The 16,758-nt window shown below is 69.0% G+C and carries 17 protein-coding genes, 1 pseudogene and 1 riboswitch; of the genes and pseudogenes, 3 read left to right on the forward strand and 15 right to left on the reverse strand.

Annotated elements, in window-relative coordinates; genetic code table 11:
* Positions 1-18: 18 nt before the first annotated feature.
* Positions 19-238, reverse strand: a riboswitch (cobalamin riboswitch).
* A 119-nt stretch (positions 239-357) separates the two neighbouring features.
* The gene (locus tag IB223_RS17115; RefSeq protein WP_192202948.1) at positions 358-729 is read right to left on the reverse strand and encodes a TfoX/Sxy family protein; all 372 of its coding nucleotides are present in this window, start codon (positions 727-729) and stop codon (positions 358-360) included.
* Positions 726-1,211, reverse strand: a complete 486-nt coding sequence (locus tag IB223_RS17120) for a GAF domain-containing protein (RefSeq protein ID WP_192202949.1) — start codon at positions 1,209-1,211, stop codon at positions 726-728. Before IB223_RS17120 ends, IB223_RS17115 begins: the two co-directional genes overlap by 4 nt.
* Positions 1,212-1,290: 79 nt before the next feature.
* Between IB223_RS17120 and IB223_RS17125 the strand changes: the two genes are divergently transcribed.
* Positions 1,291-2,025, forward strand: a complete 735-nt coding sequence (locus IB223_RS17125) for a TMEM175 family protein (protein ID WP_192202950.1) — start codon at positions 1,291-1,293, stop codon at positions 2,023-2,025.
* Between the two features lie 4 nt (positions 2,026-2,029).
* Positions 2,030-2,698, forward strand: coding sequence for a dethiobiotin synthase (bioD, locus tag IB223_RS17130; RefSeq protein ID WP_225591172.1), 669 nt, complete (start codon positions 2,030-2,032; stop codon positions 2,696-2,698).
* A gap of 179 nt (positions 2,699-2,877) precedes the next feature.
* Here the strand turns inward: bioD and IB223_RS17135 are convergent, their stop codons facing one another.
* From IB223_RS17135 to IB223_RS17145, 3 genes and pseudogenes are all read right to left on the reverse strand, one after another.
* Complete coding sequence (locus IB223_RS17135) at positions 2,878-3,270, reverse strand: phasin family protein (RefSeq protein WP_192202952.1); 393 nt, start codon at positions 3,268-3,270, stop codon at positions 2,878-2,880.
* Positions 3,271-3,425: 155 nt separating this feature from the next.
* Positions 3,426-3,782 (reverse strand): 6-carboxytetrahydropterin synthase QueD, encoded by a 357-nt coding sequence (gene queD / locus IB223_RS17140; protein WP_192202953.1) that lies wholly within the window; start codon positions 3,780-3,782, stop codon positions 3,426-3,428.
* A gap of 141 nt (positions 3,783-3,923) precedes the next feature.
* Positions 3,924-5,213: pseudogene (locus IB223_RS17145) on the reverse strand (DEAD/DEAH box helicase); the annotation flags it as partial.
* 397 nt (positions 5,214-5,610) lie between these two features.
* Between IB223_RS17145 and IB223_RS17150 the strand changes: the two are divergent.
* Positions 5,611-6,378 carry a helix-turn-helix domain-containing protein gene (locus IB223_RS17150; RefSeq protein WP_192202955.1) on the forward strand — a complete coding sequence of 256 codons (768 nt, stop codon included), beginning with the start codon at positions 5,611-5,613 and terminating at the stop codon, positions 6,376-6,378.
* Between the two features lie 151 nt (positions 6,379-6,529).
* On the opposite strand, the gene cydC is transcribed toward IB223_RS17150, so the two are convergent.
* From cydC to IB223_RS17200, 10 genes are all read right to left on the reverse strand, one after another.
* Positions 6,530-8,227 (reverse strand): thiol reductant ABC exporter subunit CydC, encoded by a 1,698-nt coding sequence (gene cydC / locus IB223_RS17155; RefSeq protein ID WP_192202956.1) that lies wholly within the window; start codon positions 8,225-8,227, stop codon positions 6,530-6,532.
* Complete coding sequence (gene cydD, locus IB223_RS17160; RefSeq protein WP_225591173.1) at positions 8,224-9,867, reverse strand: thiol reductant ABC exporter subunit CydD; 1,644 nt, start codon at positions 9,865-9,867, stop codon at positions 8,224-8,226. The genes cydC and cydD overlap by 4 nt, the downstream gene beginning before the upstream one ends.
* A 41-nt stretch (positions 9,868-9,908) precedes the next feature.
* Positions 9,909-10,637: a sulfite exporter TauE/SafE family protein gene (locus tag IB223_RS17165; protein ID WP_192202958.1), complete on the reverse strand. Its 729-nt coding sequence runs from the start codon at positions 10,635-10,637 to the stop codon at positions 9,909-9,911.
* Complete coding sequence (gene ccoS / locus IB223_RS17170) at positions 10,627-10,815, reverse strand: cbb3-type cytochrome oxidase assembly protein CcoS (RefSeq protein ID WP_192202959.1); 189 nt, start codon at positions 10,813-10,815, stop codon at positions 10,627-10,629. The genes IB223_RS17165 and ccoS overlap by 11 nt, the downstream gene beginning before the upstream one ends.
* Positions 10,812-13,187 carry a heavy metal translocating P-type ATPase gene (locus tag IB223_RS17175; RefSeq protein WP_192202960.1) on the reverse strand — a complete coding sequence of 792 codons (2,376 nt, stop codon included), beginning with the start codon at positions 13,185-13,187 and terminating at the stop codon, positions 10,812-10,814. Before IB223_RS17175 ends, ccoS begins: the two co-directional genes overlap by 4 nt.
* 10 nt (positions 13,188-13,197) lie before the next feature.
* Positions 13,198-13,719, reverse strand: coding sequence for a FixH family protein (locus tag IB223_RS17180; RefSeq protein WP_192202961.1), 522 nt, complete (start codon positions 13,717-13,719; stop codon positions 13,198-13,200).
* Positions 13,716-15,311, reverse strand: coding sequence for a 4Fe-4S dicluster domain-containing protein (locus tag IB223_RS17185; RefSeq protein WP_192202962.1), 1,596 nt, complete (start codon positions 15,309-15,311; stop codon positions 13,716-13,718). Before IB223_RS17185 ends, IB223_RS17180 begins: the two co-directional genes overlap by 4 nt.
* 78 nt (positions 15,312-15,389) lie before the next feature.
* A complete protein-coding gene (locus IB223_RS17190) occupies positions 15,390-15,686 on the reverse strand; it encodes a hypothetical protein (protein WP_192202963.1) in 297 nt (98 codons plus the stop codon).
* Positions 15,683-16,618 carry a cytochrome-c oxidase, cbb3-type subunit III gene (gene ccoP, locus IB223_RS17195; protein WP_192202964.1) on the reverse strand — a complete coding sequence of 312 codons (936 nt, stop codon included), beginning with the start codon at positions 16,616-16,618 and terminating at the stop codon, positions 15,683-15,685. Before ccoP ends, IB223_RS17190 begins: the two co-directional genes overlap by 4 nt.
* Positions 16,615-16,755, reverse strand: a complete 141-nt coding sequence (locus IB223_RS17200) for a cbb3-type cytochrome c oxidase subunit 3 (RefSeq protein WP_142126089.1) — start codon at positions 16,753-16,755, stop codon at positions 16,615-16,617. The genes ccoP and IB223_RS17200 overlap by 4 nt, the downstream gene beginning before the upstream one ends.
* Between the last annotated feature and the right edge of the window lie 3 nt (positions 16,756-16,758).

A 16,758-nucleotide genomic window follows, 5' to 3' on the forward strand; every position in this document is an offset into this window, starting at 1 on the left:
CGCGACGCCCTCCGCATCGCAACCAGTGGACTCCCAGGCCGGTCTCCGGGCTTGCGAACGAGTGCAGGGCACTCCGCCTTGGCGCCTTCCCATGCAAAATGCACAGTGGCCGATGCCGCGGCTGTTGTTCGCCTACCGTTGCGGGGGCAGCGCCGGAATGCCGCGTATCGCGGGTCACCGGCTTCCCGTTTCAACCCGGGCGTGGAAGCCGCGGGTCACCTGAAAGCGCGCGCAGTATACGGGAAGCCCACGCGTTCCTGCCCGCACAGGTGCAGGAGGGGCTTCAGTCCCGATGCTCTTCGAGCAGCCCCTACGCAGTGACTGAAAAGCATCGGGGCTGAAGCCCCGATGCAGGAGTCAGTCGTCGCCGCCTGGCGAGTCGAACAGGTTGAGCGAAGGGCCCGTGTCTTCTTCGCGCTCGGTGTGCGTCGTGGTCACCGGGCCTGCAGCGGGTCGGCCGCGCGGCGGCGGCAGCAGGGCCGCTGCCGCGTCGTAGGCCACCAGCAGTGCGCTGCGGCGATCCTCGGGCAGCTGCTGCCAGTGGCAGTCCAGCAGGGCGCCTTCCAGCGCATACAGCAGGTTGAGGCTGGGCCGGAATCCCGCACGCTTGACCCGGATGAAGGCTTCCACCGCGCCGACGCCCTCCAGGTCCTCCTGCGTGCGCAGGCCGACCTGGCGCAGCCAGGCGGCGGACTTGGGGCCGATGTTGCGCAGCTTGGTGCCTGTCATGTCAGCGAATCCACGAAGATGGCGGCGATGCGTTCCATGCCCGCCTGGTCGTCGGCATCGAAGCGCGCCAGGCGTGGGCTGTCCAGGTCGAGCACGCCGACCAGTTCGTCCCCTTTCACCAGCGGTACCACCAACTCCGAGCGTGAAGCGGAATCGCAGGCGATGTGGCCCGGGAAGGCTTCCACATCGTCCACGCGCTGGGTCTGGCGGGTGCGTGCGGCGGCTCCGCAGACCCCCTTGTCCAACGGGATCCGCACGCAGGCTGGTAAGCCTTGGAACGGGCCAACGACCAATTCCCGGCCATCGAAGAAGTAGAAGCCGGCCCAGTTGAAGTCCGGCAGGGCGTGGTAAAGCAGTGCGGCCAGGTTGGCGGCATTGGCGATCCGGTCCGGTTCGCCGGCCAGCAGGGCACGGGCCTGCGCGGCCAGCTGTGCGTATTGTTCCGGCTTGCTGCCGGTGAGCGTCTGGGAGGCGAATGACATGGCGTCGATTCTACTCCCGCGTCCTGCGGGACGGCCCGATATGATGCGTCCCATGCGCATGGGCTGACGAGGGCGACAGGTGGGCGCGAATGCACGCGATGAAGAAGAAGCGGGTTGGCGTGGACATGGCGTGACGCGGCTGGAGGCATTCGTCGATGCGGCGTTCGCGTTCGCGGTCACTTTGCTGGTCATCTCGGTGGAGCGCATCCCTGACAGCATCGGCGGCGTACTGCAGGCGCTGAAGAACATACCGGCGTTCGCCGCCAGCTTCGCGATGGTGGCGATGTTCTGGTACGCGCATGTGCGCTGGAGCCGGCGCTATCGGCTGGGCACCGTCCCGGCCACGCTGCTCAGCCTGTTGCTGGTGTTCCTGGTGCTGGTCTACGTGTATCCGCTGCGGCTGCTGCTGGGTACGTTCTTCGGGTGGATCACGGGCGGGTGGCTGCCGATGCCGCTGTCCGACGCCAACGGTCCGCGTCCGCTGGCTTTCATGTTCATTTTCTACGGACTCGCGTTCGCGTCGATGTCTGCCTGCGTCGGCGGTCTGTATGCGCTCGCATGGCGTGCCCGTGGCCGGCTGGGGCTGGACGGCGATGCCGCCGCCAACGCGGCAGGGGAAGTCGCATCCCATGCCTATTTCGTTGTCGTCAGCCTGGTGTCGGTGCTGATCGCGCTGCTGCTGACCGAGCACTCGCGGTCGTGGCAGGTCGCATTGCCGGGCAGCGTGTATTTCCTGCTTTCGTTCACCGGCCTGGTGCATGTGCGTGGCCAGCGCTGGGGGGCGCGCCGCTGGCCGGAGCGCGCAGATGGATAGGCCGATGGACCGGCTGTTCGTCACCGGTACCGACACCGGCGTCGGCAAGACCGTCGCCAGTGCCGCCTTGTTGCATGCATTCCGCGCGCGCGGGTTGCACGCGGTCGGCATGAAGCCGGTTGCCAGCGGCTGTACCCTCAGGCCGGCCGGCTGGCGCAACGACGATGCACTGGCCCTGCAGGCAGCGAGCGATCCCGTGCCGCCGTACGAGGACCTCAATCCGTATGCGCTGCCCGCCCCGCTGGCGCCGGAGATCGCGGCCCGCGATGCGGGCGTGGACGTCCAACTGGGGGTGCTGGTTTCAGCGTTCGAACGCCTGCATCCGCTGGCTGATCTGGTACTGGTGGAAGGCGTTGGCGGCTGGGCCGCGCCGCTGACGGCGACGCTCGATCAACGGCACCTCGTCGAGGAACTGCGCCTGCCGGTGGTGCTGGTGGTGGGGATGCGGCTGGGCTGCATCAACCATGCACGGCTCAGTGCGCGCGCCATCCAGGACGACGGGGCACGGTTGGTGGGCTGGATAGCGAACGAGGTCGATCCGGAGATGGAACGCCGGGACGAGAACTTCGCCCTGCTGTCCGCGCGCATGCCGGTGCCGTGCTGGGGGAGGTTGCCGTATGCGCTGGATATCGACGCCAGGCAACTGAGTCGGCACATCACTGTTTCCGTGTAGGAAGCCTTCAGGCCCGACAGGCGTTGCGGGAAAAAGCATCGGGCCAGAAGGCCCTCCTACAGAAAGCTTGGGTGCGCGGGCAATAAAAAACCCGGCAGCGTGGGGGCTGCCGGGTCGGCTGCGCGGAGGGAGGGGGAGCCGCGCAATAAGCGTTGGACGCGTAGGTCCTGGGGCGGGTCTTACTTGCCCTTGGCGGCCTTGGTCGCCTTGGCCACGGAGGCCTGGACGTTGTCGGTCGCGGTCTCGAACTGGGTCTTCACCAGCTGGCCGAAGGCCTCACCGGTCTTCAGGCCCAGGCCGAACACTTCCTGGCTGGCGGCGACGACGCGCTCGGCGTTGTCCTTGGCCACCTGCATGCCCTTCGGCCACAGGGTCTTGTAGCCTTCGAGGTCGCGGGTTTCAGCCAACTCGCCGAAGAAGGCGGTGGTGGCGTCGATGTTCTTTTCGAAGGTCTTCAGCTGCACGCCGAACACGGTCTCGGCGCTTTCCAGGGCCAGACGGTTGGCGCGCGAGGCAGCGGCGGCGAACTGGTGCGTGAACTGGCTGAAGCTTTCGTTGAATTGCGTGGTCATGGCGTGCTCCTGAAAGGGGATTCCCATCTGTTGCGATGCAGCATAGACGCATCCATGTTGCAGTGCAATAAGTGGCGTATGGAAATCCGACGAACGGTCAGGAGCCGTTAAAAATCAAACGTTTGTATGCAGTGGTATGAAACCGGTTTCATGCCTCACGGGCCGGTATAACGGCACCCGGACGTGCAGGTTTCATGCACCACGATGGCGCTCAGCAGCGGCAGCACCGGTTTGGTCTGGTCCCAGATCCACTTGGCCAGCTGCTCGCTGGTGGGGTTTTCCAGGCCGGGGATGTCGTTGAGGTAGTGGTGGTCCAGCCGGTCGTAGATCGGCTTGAAGGCCGCTTTCACGTCGGCGAAGTCCATCACCCAGCCGGCCTGCGGATCGATCGGGCCAGAAAGGTGCAGCTCGATGCGGAATGAGTGGCCGTGCAGCCGGGCGCACTTGTGCCCGTCCGGCACGTGCGGCAGCCGGTGCGCGGCTTCCACGGTGAAGACCTTGAAGATATCCATGCGGCGATTCTAGAGGGCGTGGCAACCAGCGTGCGGCGCCGGTGAGGGCGCCGCACGATCGACTCAACGGGCAGGACGTGCCTGGCTGGGGCGCGCACCGCCGGGGCGGCGGTCGCCTTCGCGACGCGGGCCACTGCTGTGCTTCTTCGGGCCGGCGTGGGCGTGGCGCGGGGCCTCGCTGTGCGGGCGGCGCGCGTGCTTCTGCGGGCCGTTGCGGCGCGGGGTGCGCTCGCCGCCGGGCTGTTCGGCCTTGCCCGGCGCGCTGTTGCCCCAGCGGATCGGCGTCTGCGGCTCGAAGCCCGGCACGTCGCGCAGGTCCACATCGCGGCCGAGCATGCGCACGATGGCGCGCAGGTACTTGGCTTCATCCTGCGCCACCAGCGAGATCGCCTCGCCCGTCGAGCCGTTGCGGCCCGTGCGGCCGATGCGGTGCACGTAGTCCTCGGCCACCATCGGCAGGTCGAAGTTGATCACCTGCGGCAACTGGTCGATGTCGATGCCGCGCGCGGCGATGTCAGTGGCAACGAGCACGTTGATGCGGCCGGCCTTGAAGTCGTTGAGCGCGCGCTGGCGTGCGCCCTGCGACTTGTTGCCGTGGATCGCTGCGGTCTTGATGCCGCTCTTGTCCAGGAACATCGCTAGCTTGTCGCTGCCGTGCTTGGTGCGGGCGAACACCAGCGTCTGCAGGCGGCTGTCCTTGGCCAGCAGGTGCAGCAGCAGGTCGCGCTTGCGGCTGCCGTCGACCGGGTGGACGCGGTGGGTGATGGTCTCGGCGACGGTGTTCTTGGGCGTGACCTGGATCTGCTTCGGATCACGCATGAATTCCATGGCCAGTTCGCGGATCGGCTCGGCGAACGTGGCGGAGAACAGCATGGTCTGGCGGTTCTGCTTGGGCAGCTTGGCCAGGATGCGCTTGATCGAGGGCAGGAAGCCCATGTCGAGCATGCGGTCGGCCTCGTCCAGCACCAGCACCTCGATGCCGGACAGATCGATGCTGCGGCGCTCGATATGGTCGATCAACCGGCCCGGGCAGGCGATCACCATGTCCACGCCACGGCGCAGCGCGTCCAGCTGGTTGCCCATGCCCACGCCGCCATAGATGGTGGTGCTGGGAATGCGCAGGTACTTGCCGTAGCCACGCAGGCTGTCATGCACCTGCACGGCCAGCTCGCGGGTAGGGGTCAGCACCAGTGCGCGCGGCTTGCGCGGGCCGCGGGTGGCGACTTCCTGCGGGGTGGTGGCCAGGTACTGGATCAGCGGCAGGCCGAACGCGGCGGTCTTGCCGGTGCCGGTCTGGGCGCCGGCCAGCAGGTCGTGCCCGGCCAGGGCCAGCGGGATGGCCTGTTCCTGGATGGCGGTGGGCTGGGTATAGCCCTGTTCGTCCAGCGCACGCAGGAGGGCGGGCGCAAGGCCAAGGTTTTCAAACGTCATGGTGGAAGCTCCAAAGCCGGCCGGCCGGACACGCACGCAACGCCGGCACAGCGAAGTGCGGCAACGTGGGACGCGCGGAATGCGGTGAGGCCGTGACTCGAAGCGTTCCCTGAAACCGCGCTGCGAGAAGGGGTGCGGAGGCGCCAAAGCGGCGGATCCGGGCTTGCCCACGAAAGAAGTCGGGGCGGGGCGGGCGCGGGAGGTCGTGTGGACATCCCGGCGCCGGCGGACCATGGGGAAACGAACGGCCGCGGGCAAGCGGCGCGCACTGTAACCGAATCCGGGCCTGAATGGGGGAATGGGTGCTTAAACCCCGGTCTGCGACCAATTGTCGCAGCCCGGAAATCAGTGACTTGCGGGCGTATCATGGCCTGGGAAGACCACGTAGCCGACCGCCATGAGCCTTCGCATCCTCCGCCAGAACGACGCCCCGGTGCTCGCCGCGCCGGCCGACGGCGTGGTCTGCCAGGCCAATGCGGCGGGTTGCGGTGGCTGCCTGGTACGCCACCTGGCCATTTGCGCGGCCCTGCCGGTGTCCAAGGCCCACGCCATGGAAGCCCTTGCCGACGACGCCCGGCTGAAGGCGGGCGAAGCGCTGGTCCGCGAGGGCGAGCCGCGGCGGGGCGTGTTCACGGTGACCAAGGGCGCGCTGCGCCGCATCCGCCTGCTGCCCGACGGCCGCCGGCTGGTGGCGGGGTTCCTGATGCCGGGCGACTTCATCGGTTTCAGCGGGACCTCGCACTACAAGCACACGATCGAGGCGATCACCGACAGCGCGCTGTGCGAGTTCTCGATGGCCGACATGCGCAGCCTCTGCCACGACCATCCCGAACTCGAGCGCGAGCTGCTGGAGCGCGCCTGCGTGGAACTGGATGCGACCCGCGGCAACCTGATGTCGCTGGCTCGCCTCAATCCGATGGAACGCCTGTCCGGCTTCCTGGTGGACATGGCGCAGCGTCGTCGGCGCCAGGGCCAGGACGACACCGAGGTGATCCTGCCGATGACGCGCACGGATATCGCCGACTACCTGGGCCTGACCGTCGAGACCGTCAGCCGCAGCTTCACCCGCCTGCGCCAGGAAGGCAGCATCGCCACCGACGACCCGCACCACGTGCGGCTGCTCAACCGCCAGCGGCTGGACGCCTTGGCCGAAGCGCGCGCCTGAGGCTTTTTTGCTCTCTGCAGGAGCGACGTAGGTCGCGACCGTGCGCCCAGCGAACAATGGAGCGCAACAGGGCATGCCGGTGTTTCCGCAGCGCTGTTCCACCCGACGATGCAACGGTCGATCATTCGTGCGGTCGCGACTCACGTCGCTCCTACAGGGGGATGGCCTCCTTCACCAGCCTGCCATCGCGCAGCCGATACCGCGTATCCACCACGCCATCCGGCAGCGTCGCATGGCTGATGATCAGCACGCTGCGCCCCTCGCCGGCGGTCGCGATGTCGCGCATCAGGGCATCTGCGGTGTCCTGGTCGAGGCCTTCGGTGGGCTCGTCGAGCAGCAGCAACGGTGCATCGCGCAGCAGCGCACGCGCGAGCGCCAGTCGACGTGCCTGGCCCGCCGACAGCGTCGCGCCGTTTTCGCCGACCCAGGTATCCAGGCCGTCGTCCGCATCGCGGAAGCGGGCGTCCAGCTTCACCTGCGCCAGCGCCTGCCACAGACGCGCATCGTCGGCAGCGGGGTCGCCGAGGCGCAGGTTTTCGCGCACGCTGCCCGAAAAGACCGGCGCGTCCTGCGGCAGCCAGGCGATGCGGGTGTGCCAGAGTGCAGGATCCAGCGTGCGCAGGTCGTCGCCGGCGAAGCGTACTTCCCCTGCCTGCGGCGTACACAGTCCAAGCGCCAAGGCCAACAAGGAGGATTTGCCTTCGCCGCTGTCGCCCGAGACCAGCACGCGCTCGCCCGCTTCGATGCGCAGGCTGGCGCCATCGAGCACGCGTCGCGCGCTGCCGGGCCAGGCGAACACCACCTCGCGGAACCACAGCGCACCGCGTGGCGCTGGCGGTTGCGCACCTGTGCGCCCGTGGCTTCGTGCTTCGTGCTTCGGCTCCACCACGTCTTCAAGCCGTCCGGCTGCGGTGACGGCGGCGCGCCATGCCTGCCAGGCCGGGGCGATGGCGCTGCAGGCTTCCAGTACGGCGACCGTCATGAAGAACAGGCCGCCCGCGGCTGCGGCGCCGATACGGTTGGCGTGCACCGCTGACAGCAGGACCCACAGCATCGCCGGCAGCGTGGCGGCCGTGACCAGGGCATGCGCCAAACCGGCGAGTGCAAGCCGGCGCTTGCGCAGGTCTTCCCACTGCGCCACCTCGCGGCTGCGGTCGTCCAGCGCGGCCAGCCAGGCCGATGTGGCATCCATCGCGACGAGGTCCTGCTGGCCTTCGATGCCTTCCTGCACCGACGCGCGCAGGCGCATGCGGGCCTCGGCGCGTTCGTCTTCCAGTGCCGCCACGCTGCGCGCGGCCAGCCACGGCGCCAGCGCGCCGATCAGCAGCAGCGCGACGAGCAGAAGGGCGCCGGCTGCCGGCAGCGCGAACGTCGCGACCAGCGTCGCCAGCGCGCACAGCGACAGCACGGCCAGCAGCGGGCCGAGCGCGCGGACCAGCACGCCGTCGACCGCTTCGATGTCCGCCATCAACCGCGCCATCAGTTCGCCGATGCGGAAGCGGCCAAGGCCCAGCGGCGCCAGCGGCAGTGCGCGGCGGAAGAACCACACCCGCAGGTCGCGCGCGAGCCGTAGCGTCGCATCGTGGCCGAGCAGCTTCTCCGCGTAGCGCGACAGGATGCGTACGAAGGTCAGTGCACGGATGCCGGCCGACGGACCGAAGAAGTTGAAGCCGAGTGCGGTACTGCCCGCCAGAGCCGCGGCAGTGAGGAAATGTCCGGACAGGCCTAGCAGTGCCGTGCCTGCGAGCAGCGTCAGCAACAGTAGCGCGATGGCGAGCAGGATGCTCCTGCGGTGGCGCAGAACCACCTCGCGCAGGCGCACCGGCAGCGTGTCGTTGCTGTCGGTCATCGGGGCGCTACCGCGGTCGCATGCAGCTTCCCGCCATGCACGCGCCAGGTCTGCGCCATCGCCGCCTGCGCGGCGGCGCTGTGCGTGGCCATCACCAGCCCGCGTCCGCGTGCGAAGTGCAGGATCGCCCGCAGCACGGCGGCTTCCGTGTCCGGATCGAGGAAGGCCGTGGGCTCGTCGAGCAGGAGCAGGTCGGGGTCGCGCAGGAACACGCGCGCCAGCGCGATGCGTCGCGCTTCGCCGCCGGACAGGCCGAAGCCGCGTTCGCCGATCACCGTATCCAGTCCGTCAGGCAGGCGGTCCGCGAAACGCAGCACCTGTGCCGCCTCGGCCGCTCGCCGCAGTTCGTCGTCGCCCGCATCCGGTTTCGCCAGGCGCAGGTTGTCGAGCAGGCTGCCGGCGAACAGGAAGGGGCGATGCGGCGCGTAGCCGATGCGCAGGCCGCGTGCGCGCTCCACCGTGCCGGTCGTGGCCGGAATCCAGCCGGCCAGGGCTTCCAGCAGCGTGCTCTTGCCGTCGCCGCTGGCGCCGACGAGGGCGATGTGCTGATCACGATGCAGTGCCACATCGACATCGCGCAACACGTCGCGTGCATTGCCTGCATGGCGCAACGTGACGTCGCGCGCGCTGACGAGCGCGCCCGCAGGCGCTGTGGTCGGAAGGACGGGCGGCGTGACGGCATCCGAATCGTCCAGCACCAGCGCGATCTCGTCCATCGCCGCCAGTGCCGCAGCGCGGTCGTGGTAGTGCGTGGCCAGCCGTCGCAGCGGCGCATAGAACTCCGGCGCCAGCAGCAGGCAGAACACGCCCGTGCCCAGCGTCAAGGGCTGCGCACGCAGATCGATCATGCCGAGATAACTCAGGCCGAGGTACAGCGCGATCATCGCCACGCTCAGCGAGGCGAAGAACTCCAGCACCGCCGACGACAGGAATGCGATGCGCAGCACGCGCAGGCTGCGCATGCGAAGTTCCTCGGCGGCGGAACGGATGCCTTCCAGTTCAGCCTCGCCACGCCCATACAGGCGGATCAGGCCCAGTCCGCGCAGGCGGTCGGCGAAGTGTCCGCCCATGCGCGCGAGTGCCTGCAACTGCCGCTGGCTCGCGGCCTGCGCGCTCCAGCCGACCAGCATCATGAACACCGGCACCAAGGGCATCGTCAGCAACAGGATCAGGCCGACCGTGCGGTCCACGCAGAACGCCGCCAGCAGGATCGCCAGCGGTACACCCACCACCTCCGCGCGTACTGGCACGAAGCCGCCGAAATAGCCGTCCAGTGCATCCACGTGTGCGCCCATGCGTTCGGCCAGCGCGCCGCTCTGCCGGGTGCGTACCCAGGCGGGACCGCGCGCCACCAGGGCACGCGCGATGCTGCCGCGCAGGTCAACGCGGATGCGCTCGACCGCATGGTCGGCGCATCGCCGGCTCGCCCATCCCAGTCCTGCGCGCAGCAGCAACAGGATCAGCAGGCTGCCAAGCAGCGGCAGCAGGACGAAAGGGGGCTCGTGGGCGACGAACGCGCGCTGCATGCACACGGCGATGAGCGCGGCCTGCGGCACGAGCAGCCAGCCAGCGAACAGGGCGAGCGCGCTGGCGGCCCGCAAGGGATCGCGCGCCACGCGCCCCAGCGTCTGCAGGCGCATCTTCGCGTTCGCGCCTTCTGAAGCCGGCGTCGCATCCGCCCTCATGGTGGCAATGGCTGGCAGCCCAGTGCCGTGAGCACGCCGTGCAGCGCCGGGTGCCGCATCAACCAGGGCGAGGCGATGGTCAGCAGGCCCGCCGCGAGCACGAAGGTCGCAGCCACGCGCCGCACGGCCGGTTGCTGCCAGCGCCGCCCCAGGCGCGCGCCGGACCAGGTCAGGGTGACCATCATCGGCAGCGTGCCGAGCCCGAACGCGGCCATGGTCAAGGCGGCATCGCGCGCATTGGCCTGCAGCCAGGCGACGGTGAGCAGGCTCAAGCTGAGTCCGCACGGCAACCAGCCCCACAGCGCACCGGCCACCAGGCGGCGCGGCAGCGTGTCCGCCGGCAGCACGCGTGCATGCAGGGGCCGCAATGCCTGCCAGACCTTCGCGCCGGGACGGGCAAGGAAATCCAGGCGGCCGCGCTGGTCGAACAGGCGCAGCGCCAGGACCACCAGGGCCAGTCCCACGCCGACGCGCATCGCGAGCACGGCGGTGTCGTGCCGTGCCAGCGCCAGCAGGCTACCGCCGAAGGCGCCGACGATCGCGCCCGCCAGCGTGTAACCGGCGACGCGGCCGAGGTTGAGCTGCAGGGCACCGCTCCAGCCTGGTTGCCGGGAGGACATCGCGGAGAAGCCGGTGGCGATGCCGCCGCACATCACCGCGCAGTGCGTGCTGCCCACCAGGCCGGCCAGCAGCGCGGCGAGCAGGACCGGAACGTCAGGCGCCATCGTCGCCTTCGCGCATGCGCGCGTCCTGACGCGGTTGCGGCGGTGCGTCGTCGAGGATGTCCAGCGCGGGTGTGTCGAGATCGTCGAACTGGCCCTTGCGCACGGCCCACGCGAACGCGGCGATGGCCAGGCCCAGCAGGACCAGGCTGATCGGCAACAGCATCAGCAAGATGTTCATGCCGCCATCTCCGTGGAGGTGCGCGCCAGCCGCAGCGCATTGAGGGTGACCACCAGCGAGGATACCGCCATGCCCAGCGCCGCGATCCATGGCGTGACCAGGCCGGCGGCGGCCAGCGGCACGGCGAGCAGGTTGTAGCCGGCCGACCAGGCCAGGTTCTGCTTCACCAGCCGCCGCGACAGCCGCGCCACGCGCACGGCGTCGGAGATGCGCAACAGCGAAGGGCCGGTGGCGACCAGGTCGGCCGCCCGCTGCGCCAGCGGCGCGCCTTCGCCCATCGCGATCGAGACATCCGCGCCAGCCAGCACCGGTGCATCGTTCAGTCCGTCGCCGACCATCGCCACGATGCGGCCTTCCGATTGCAGCTGCCGCACGCGTGCCAGCTTGTCCTCCGGCGACTGCCGGGCAAGCGTCGACGCGATGCCGAGGACGTGCGCCAGGCGCTGCACCGCGCCCTCGCTGTCACCGCTGGCCAGATGGATGTCCAGGCCCTGTGCGCGCAACGCCCGGATGGCGGTGGCGGCATCCTCGCGCGGTCGCTCGTTCAAGGTGAAGCGGGCGACGCCGTGCGTGCCATCGCCCAGCCAAAGGCCGCCATCGTCTGCCCGGTGTGCGGCCCAGTCCGCGCGCCCGAAGCGCCAATGGCGACCGTCGACATCGCCTTCCACGCCCTGGCCGGGACGCGCGACCACGGCCTGCGCCCATGCGCGTGCATCGACATCCGCGAATGCGGTCGCGATCGGGTGGCCGCTGTCCTTTTCCAGCGCGGCCACGATGCGCGTGGCGGCGTCCGCGTCCAGGCCGTCGAACACCTCCACGGCCACGCGTGCGGGACGGCCGTCGCTGAGCGTGCCGGTCTTGTCGAACACCACGTCGGTGGCGCGCGCCAGCGTGTCCAGCGCCTCGGGCCGCGTGGCCAGCACGCCGCAGCGCGCCAGCGCGCCGTGCGCGGCGGCGAGCACGGCGGGCACCGACAGCGACAGCGCGCAGGGGCAGCTGATGACCAGCAGGGCGAGGGTCACCTCGAACGCCCGTTCGGGCTGGTACATCCGCCAGCCGATGTAGACGCACACCGCCAGCACCAGCAGCGAGACCACGAAATGCCGGCCCACGCGATCCGCCAGTTGCGCCAGTGGCGGCCGATGTCCCTGCGCGCGGTCGACCAGTTCGGCCAGCTGCGACAGCCGCGTCGCCGTGCCGGTGGCGGTCACGCGCAGCCGTGCCGGACGCTCGCGGCAGGTGGTGCCGGCATACACGGTTTCGCCTGCATGCCGGCGCACCGGTCGCGATTCGCCGGTCAGCAGTGCTTCCTCGAAATCCGCGGCCGCGTCCAGCAGCACGCCATCGGCGGGCACGCCCTCGCCGGCGGGCACGCAGACCACGTCGGCCACCCGCAGCGCCGACGGCGGCACCGATTCGCGCGTGCCGTCGTCGCGTTCGCGGATCGCGAACACCGGCTGCGCGCGCGCCAGCGCATCCACCTGCGCGGTGGCAACGTTGCGCGCGCGCTGTTCCAGCATGCGCGCGGCCAGCAACAGGAAGACGAACATCACCGCCGCGTCGTACCAGACATGCATGCCGCCACGGATCGTCTCGACCAGGCTGGCGAAGTAGGCGAGCAGGGTAGAGCTGGCGATCAGCGTGTCCATGCCCACGTGGCGCGCCCGCAGTTCGCGCGCCATGCCGGCGAGGAACGGCCAGCCGCTGTAGAACACCACTGGCGTGCTGACCAGGAAGGTGAGCCAGCGGAACAGGTCGCGTGTCGGCAGCGGCATGGTGGCGTTGACGTCGAGGTACAACGCCTCGGCCAGCATCATCGCCTGCAGCGAACCGAGGCCGGCCACGCCCAGCCGCAGCAGCCAGCGGCGGCGTTCGGACATGCGCGCCTGTTCGCGCGCATCGCCGGTGGCCAGGTAGGGCCGGTAGCCGAGCATCGCCAGGCGGTGCAGCAGCGCGGAGAGCTTCGTGCTTGCCGGATCCCACGCGATGCGGATGCGGCCAGTGACCGCGTTCGCCGTGGTGTCGAGCACGCCGGCTTCGCGCGCCAGTGCGCGGTCGATCAGCCACGCGCACGCGGCGCAGCGCATGCCGTCGGTGAGCAACACGATCTCGCGGCCGCCATCGATGGCGCGGCTGTGTTCATCCTGCAACTCGGCACGGTCCCAGCTTGCAAGATCCAGCCGGTCGGCCTGCACGCGGTTGGCGCTCGCGCTGCGCAGGCGGTAGTAGCTGCCCAGGTCCGCATCCTCGATCCACGCGGCGGCCGCCGCGCAGCCTTCGCAGCAGAACGCGCGTCCGCCCGCATCGACCCGGCGTGCGGCATCGCCGACCGGCTCGCCGCAGTGGTGGCAGGGCACCACGGGGATGTCCATGCAGGGGCGCTCAGCCGCTCCCGTGCGAGGGAGCCAGTCGCACGGCCTGGGTATCTTTCTGCAGGCGTCCCCGGATACGCCATGCGCCGTCCTGCGGCGCGAGCTGGATGTTCCAGTCGTGGGTGGTTTCGATTTCCGCAGGCGCAGTCCAGCCGGCGGTGTCGCGTGCCAGGGTCAGGACGACGTCCTTCGCGGCTTCGGTCGGATGGGCGAGCGTCAGCACCAGCGGGGACGTGCCTGCGAAATCACCGGTGACGGCGATCATCTCCACGTGATCCATGCGGACCTGCACGATCGCACTGAGCTTGCGCTTCGCGGCATTGTCGTCGGGGCCCAAGTCGGTGGTCTGGATCTGCGACACGCGCTGCACCTTGTCGGTGACGGAATCCGCTCCTCCCGCACGCACGGCGACCACCACCAGCCAGAGGCCGGCGATGACCGATGCCAGCGGCAGGCCCCAGACCAGCCACACCATCGGCTCTTTCCAGAACGGGCGCGCGACGGCGACGGAGGGATCGGGCTTCGTGGTCATTGCATGGGTCCGAAATAGCTGCTTTCCACGGTCTTCCCGGTGCCGGTATCGACATCGCGGACAGTGAACGTCACGGCATGGCGGCCGCGCAGGGTGGCAGGGGCGGTGGCGGTGACGGGCAGCGACAGCACTTCCTCGGGTGCTGCCTGCACTGTCAGTTCGCCGTCGCGCAGGCGGATGCCGGGCTGGCCGGACGCCAGCGTCACGCGGTAGCGGTGCGATTGCTGGTCCTTGTTCACCAGTTTGAGCGTGTAGCTGTTCTCGACCTGGTCGCCGGCCACCTCGCGGTACAGCGCGTTGCGATCGCGCAGCACTTCCGCGATCAGTACGTCGCGGTTGAACACGCCCCAGCCCCACGCCGCCACCAGCGCCAGCAGGATGGTGCCGTAGACGAAGATGCGCGGCCGCAGCACCTTCGACGGTTTGCCGTCGATGGCGTTCTGGGTGGTATAGCGGATCAGCCCCTTCGGGTAGCCCATCTTGTCCATCACGTCGTCGCAGGCGTCGATGCACGCGCCGCAGGCGATGCACTCATACTGCAGGCCGTTGCGGATATCGATGCCGGTGGGGCAGACCTGCACGCAGATCGTGCAGTCGATGCAGTCGCCAAGCTGCTCGGGGACGAACTTCGGCAGCGGTTCGATCACCGCGCCGGCACCGGCGAAGGTGATGGTGCCGTGCGCGCCGAGGCGCTGGTCGGCGGCGCTGGGATGCGCGTTGGCTCGCACCACGTAGTCGTAGGCGGTGACCTGGTCGAGCAGGCCGCGTGCACGTTCCAGCACGCTGCCCAGGCCGCGCTTGCGCGGACCGCGCGGCTCGCCGCGCATCGGGTCGTAGGCGATGATCAGGGTGTTGCGGTCGAACATCGCGCTCTGGAAGCGCGCGTACGGGCACATGTACTTGCAGACCTGCTCGCGCAGGAAGCCGGCGAAGCCCCATGTGGCCAGCGCGTAGAAGAACACCCAGAAGGTTTCCCAGCCGCCCCAGGCAAAGGGCCACAGGCGCGCGCCGAGATCGAGGATGGGCGTGAAGAAGCCGACGAAGGTGAAGCCCGTCCACAGTGCGAACAGCGCCCACAGCACGTGCTTGCCGCCCTTGCGCATCACCTTGTTGGCGCTCCAGGGCGCGGCATCCAGCTTCATGCGCGCGCTGCGGTCGCCTTCGGTCCAGCGCTCCATCCACAGGAACACTTCCGTCCACACCGTCTGCGGGCACGCATAGCCGCACCACAGGCGGCCTGCCAGCGCGGTGAAGAAGAACAGCGCCATCGCCGCGATGATCAGCAGCACCGCCAGCAGCAGGAAATCCTGCGGCCAGAACACCAGCCCGAACACGTAGAATTTGCGCGCAGGCAGGTCGAACAGCACCGCCTGGCGGTCGTCCCACTTCAGCCACGGGAACACGTAGTACATGCCCAGCAGCCACCACACCGCTGCCACGCGCAGGCGGTTGAGCGTGCCCGCCACGTCGCGCGGATACACCTTGCGCTCGCTCACGTAGAACGAGTTGCCCTGCGCATCCACCACGTCCAGCGGAATGCGCCGCTTGGCGGTGTCAGGAGCGGGAGAGGGAGGAGGTGCTGGCGTGGACATGGGCTACTCTGTCTTGGCTGGCGTCATGCTCGCGCCGCATCGGCGCGCGAGGGAGCGACGGTTTGTCGCAGGCCGCGCTCAGTCCGGGCGCAGCGCGCGGTTGAAGCGGCTGGCCGGACGCAGCAGGATCCAGGTGAACAGGCTGCTGGCCGACGTCGCCAGCCAGAACATGAAAAAACCCAGCGTGTAGCCGAGTTCGCGGCTGATGGCCAGGTCGGGAAAGGTCATGTCGCGCAGCGTCAGCGGGTCGACGAAGGCGAAGAACACCATCGTCGCCACGCCGGCGGCGAAGAAGCTGGGCCACAACACCGCCCCGATGCGCTGTGCGAGCGGTCGGGGCGGATGGTCTAGGCGGGGCTCGGTGAAATCGGTCATTTCGCGCCGGCGGTCGCCTGGTCCTGCTTGTGCGAGAGCGACCAGACATACGAGGCGACCAGGCGGGCACGTGTCTCGCCCAGCAGTTCGCGGTGGGCGGGCATCACGCCATGACGGCCTTTGTTGATGGTCGTGCGCATGCTCTCCTTGCTGTTGCCGTACAGCCAGTAGTCGTCGGTGAGGTCGGGGGCGCCCAGTTCCTGGTTGCCCTTGCCGTCCACGCCGTGGCAGGCCACGCAGAGGCCATCGTACAGCGGCTTGCCCTGGGCAGCCATGAAGTTGTTCTTCATGCCGTCCTGCGGGTTGTTCAGCACGTTGACGTAGGCGATGACATAGTCGACCGCGTTCTCGCCACCCATGTTGGTCAGCGCGGTGCCCCATTCCGGCATCACGCCTTCGCGGCCATCCAGCACCGTCTGCAACACCAGGTCGGGCGTGCCGCCCCAATGCCAGATGTCGTCGCTGAGATTGGGATATCCGATCGCGCCCTGGCCGGTGGAGCCATGGCAGGTGGCGCAGGTGTTGTTGAAGATGGACTGTCCCAGCGCCAGTGCCTTCGGATCCTTGGCCAGCTGGTCGATGGGCTGGTTGGCGAATGGTGCGAACGTCGCTTCCAGCTTCCTGTCCTGCACGGCCTTGACCTGGTCGTGCTCGCCTGTGGAGGACCACTTCGCATAGCCGGGAATCACGCCCAGGCCGCCGTACCACGCGATGTAGCCGATGCTGAAGAAAATGGTGATGTAGAACAGGTTGATCCACCACTTCGGCAGCGGCTTGTTGTACTCGGTCAGGTCGCCGTCCCACACGTGCGAGGTGTCTTCCGGTGCGGGGTCGCCGGGCCGGCGCCGGCCGGTCCACCACAGCAGCCACACGCAGCCCAGGATGTTCAGTACGACCAGCGCGACGATGAATCCGATCCAGCCTGCGCTCATGGGTTGTTCTCCCCTTCCTCACCCAGCGGCATGCGTGCCGCATCCTCGAAATCCGCCTTGCGGCGCGGGCTCCACGCCCACACCCAGCCGGCGATGAACAGCACGATCAGTGCCCCGGTCACGATCCCCGATACCATGGC

The sequence above is a fragment of the Pseudoxanthomonas sp. PXM03 genome (assembly GCF_014852005.1).
GTDB lineage: Bacteria > Pseudomonadota > Gammaproteobacteria > Xanthomonadales > Xanthomonadaceae > Pseudoxanthomonas_A.

Excerpts from the sequence above, each read along its gene's own strand:
- IB223_RS17115 (WP_192202948.1), bottom strand. The coding sequence starts at position 729 with ATGACAGGCACCAAGCTGCGCAACATCGGCCCCAAGTCCGCCGCCTGG.
- IB223_RS17120 (WP_192202949.1), bottom strand. The coding sequence starts at position 1,211 with ATGTCATTCGCCTCCCAGACGCTCACCGGCAGCAAGCCGGAACAATAC.
- bioD (WP_225591172.1), top strand. The coding sequence starts at position 2,030 with ATGGACCGGCTGTTCGTCACCGGTACCGACACCGGCGTCGGCAAGACC.
- IB223_RS17135 (WP_192202952.1), bottom strand. The coding sequence starts at position 3,270 with ATGACCACGCAATTCAACGAAAGCTTCAGCCAGTTCACGCACCAGTTC.
- queD (WP_192202953.1), bottom strand. The coding sequence starts at position 3,782 with ATGGATATCTTCAAGGTCTTCACCGTGGAAGCCGCGCACCGGCTGCCG.
- IB223_RS17150 (WP_192202955.1), top strand. The coding sequence starts at position 5,611 with ATGAGCCTTCGCATCCTCCGCCAGAACGACGCCCCGGTGCTCGCCGCG.
- cydC (WP_192202956.1), bottom strand. The coding sequence starts at position 8,227 with ATGACCGACAGCAACGACACGCTGCCGGTGCGCCTGCGCGAGGTGGTT.
- cydD (WP_225591173.1), bottom strand. The coding sequence starts at position 9,867 with ATGCGCCTGCAGACGCTGGGGCGCGTGGCGCGCGATCCCTTGCGGGCC.
- IB223_RS17165 (WP_192202958.1), bottom strand. The coding sequence starts at position 10,637 with ATGGCGCCTGACGTTCCGGTCCTGCTCGCCGCGCTGCTGGCCGGCCTG.
- ccoS (WP_192202959.1), bottom strand. The coding sequence starts at position 10,815 with ATGAACATCTTGCTGATGCTGTTGCCGATCAGCCTGGTCCTGCTGGGC.
- IB223_RS17175 (WP_192202960.1), bottom strand. The coding sequence starts at position 13,187 with ATGGACATCCCCGTGGTGCCCTGCCACCACTGCGGCGAGCCGGTCGGC.
- IB223_RS17180 (WP_192202961.1), bottom strand. The coding sequence starts at position 13,719 with ATGACCACGAAGCCCGATCCCTCCGTCGCCGTCGCGCGCCCGTTCTGG.
- IB223_RS17185 (WP_192202962.1), bottom strand. The coding sequence starts at position 15,311 with ATGTCCACGCCAGCACCTCCTCCCTCTCCCGCTCCTGACACCGCCAAG.
- IB223_RS17190 (WP_192202963.1), bottom strand. The coding sequence starts at position 15,686 with ATGACCGATTTCACCGAGCCCCGCCTAGACCATCCGCCCCGACCGCTC.
- ccoP (WP_192202964.1), bottom strand. The coding sequence starts at position 16,618 with ATGAGCGCAGGCTGGATCGGATTCATCGTCGCGCTGGTCGTACTGAAC.
- IB223_RS17200 (WP_142126089.1), bottom strand. The coding sequence starts at position 16,755 with ATGGTATCGGGGATCGTGACCGGGGCACTGATCGTGCTGTTCATCGCC.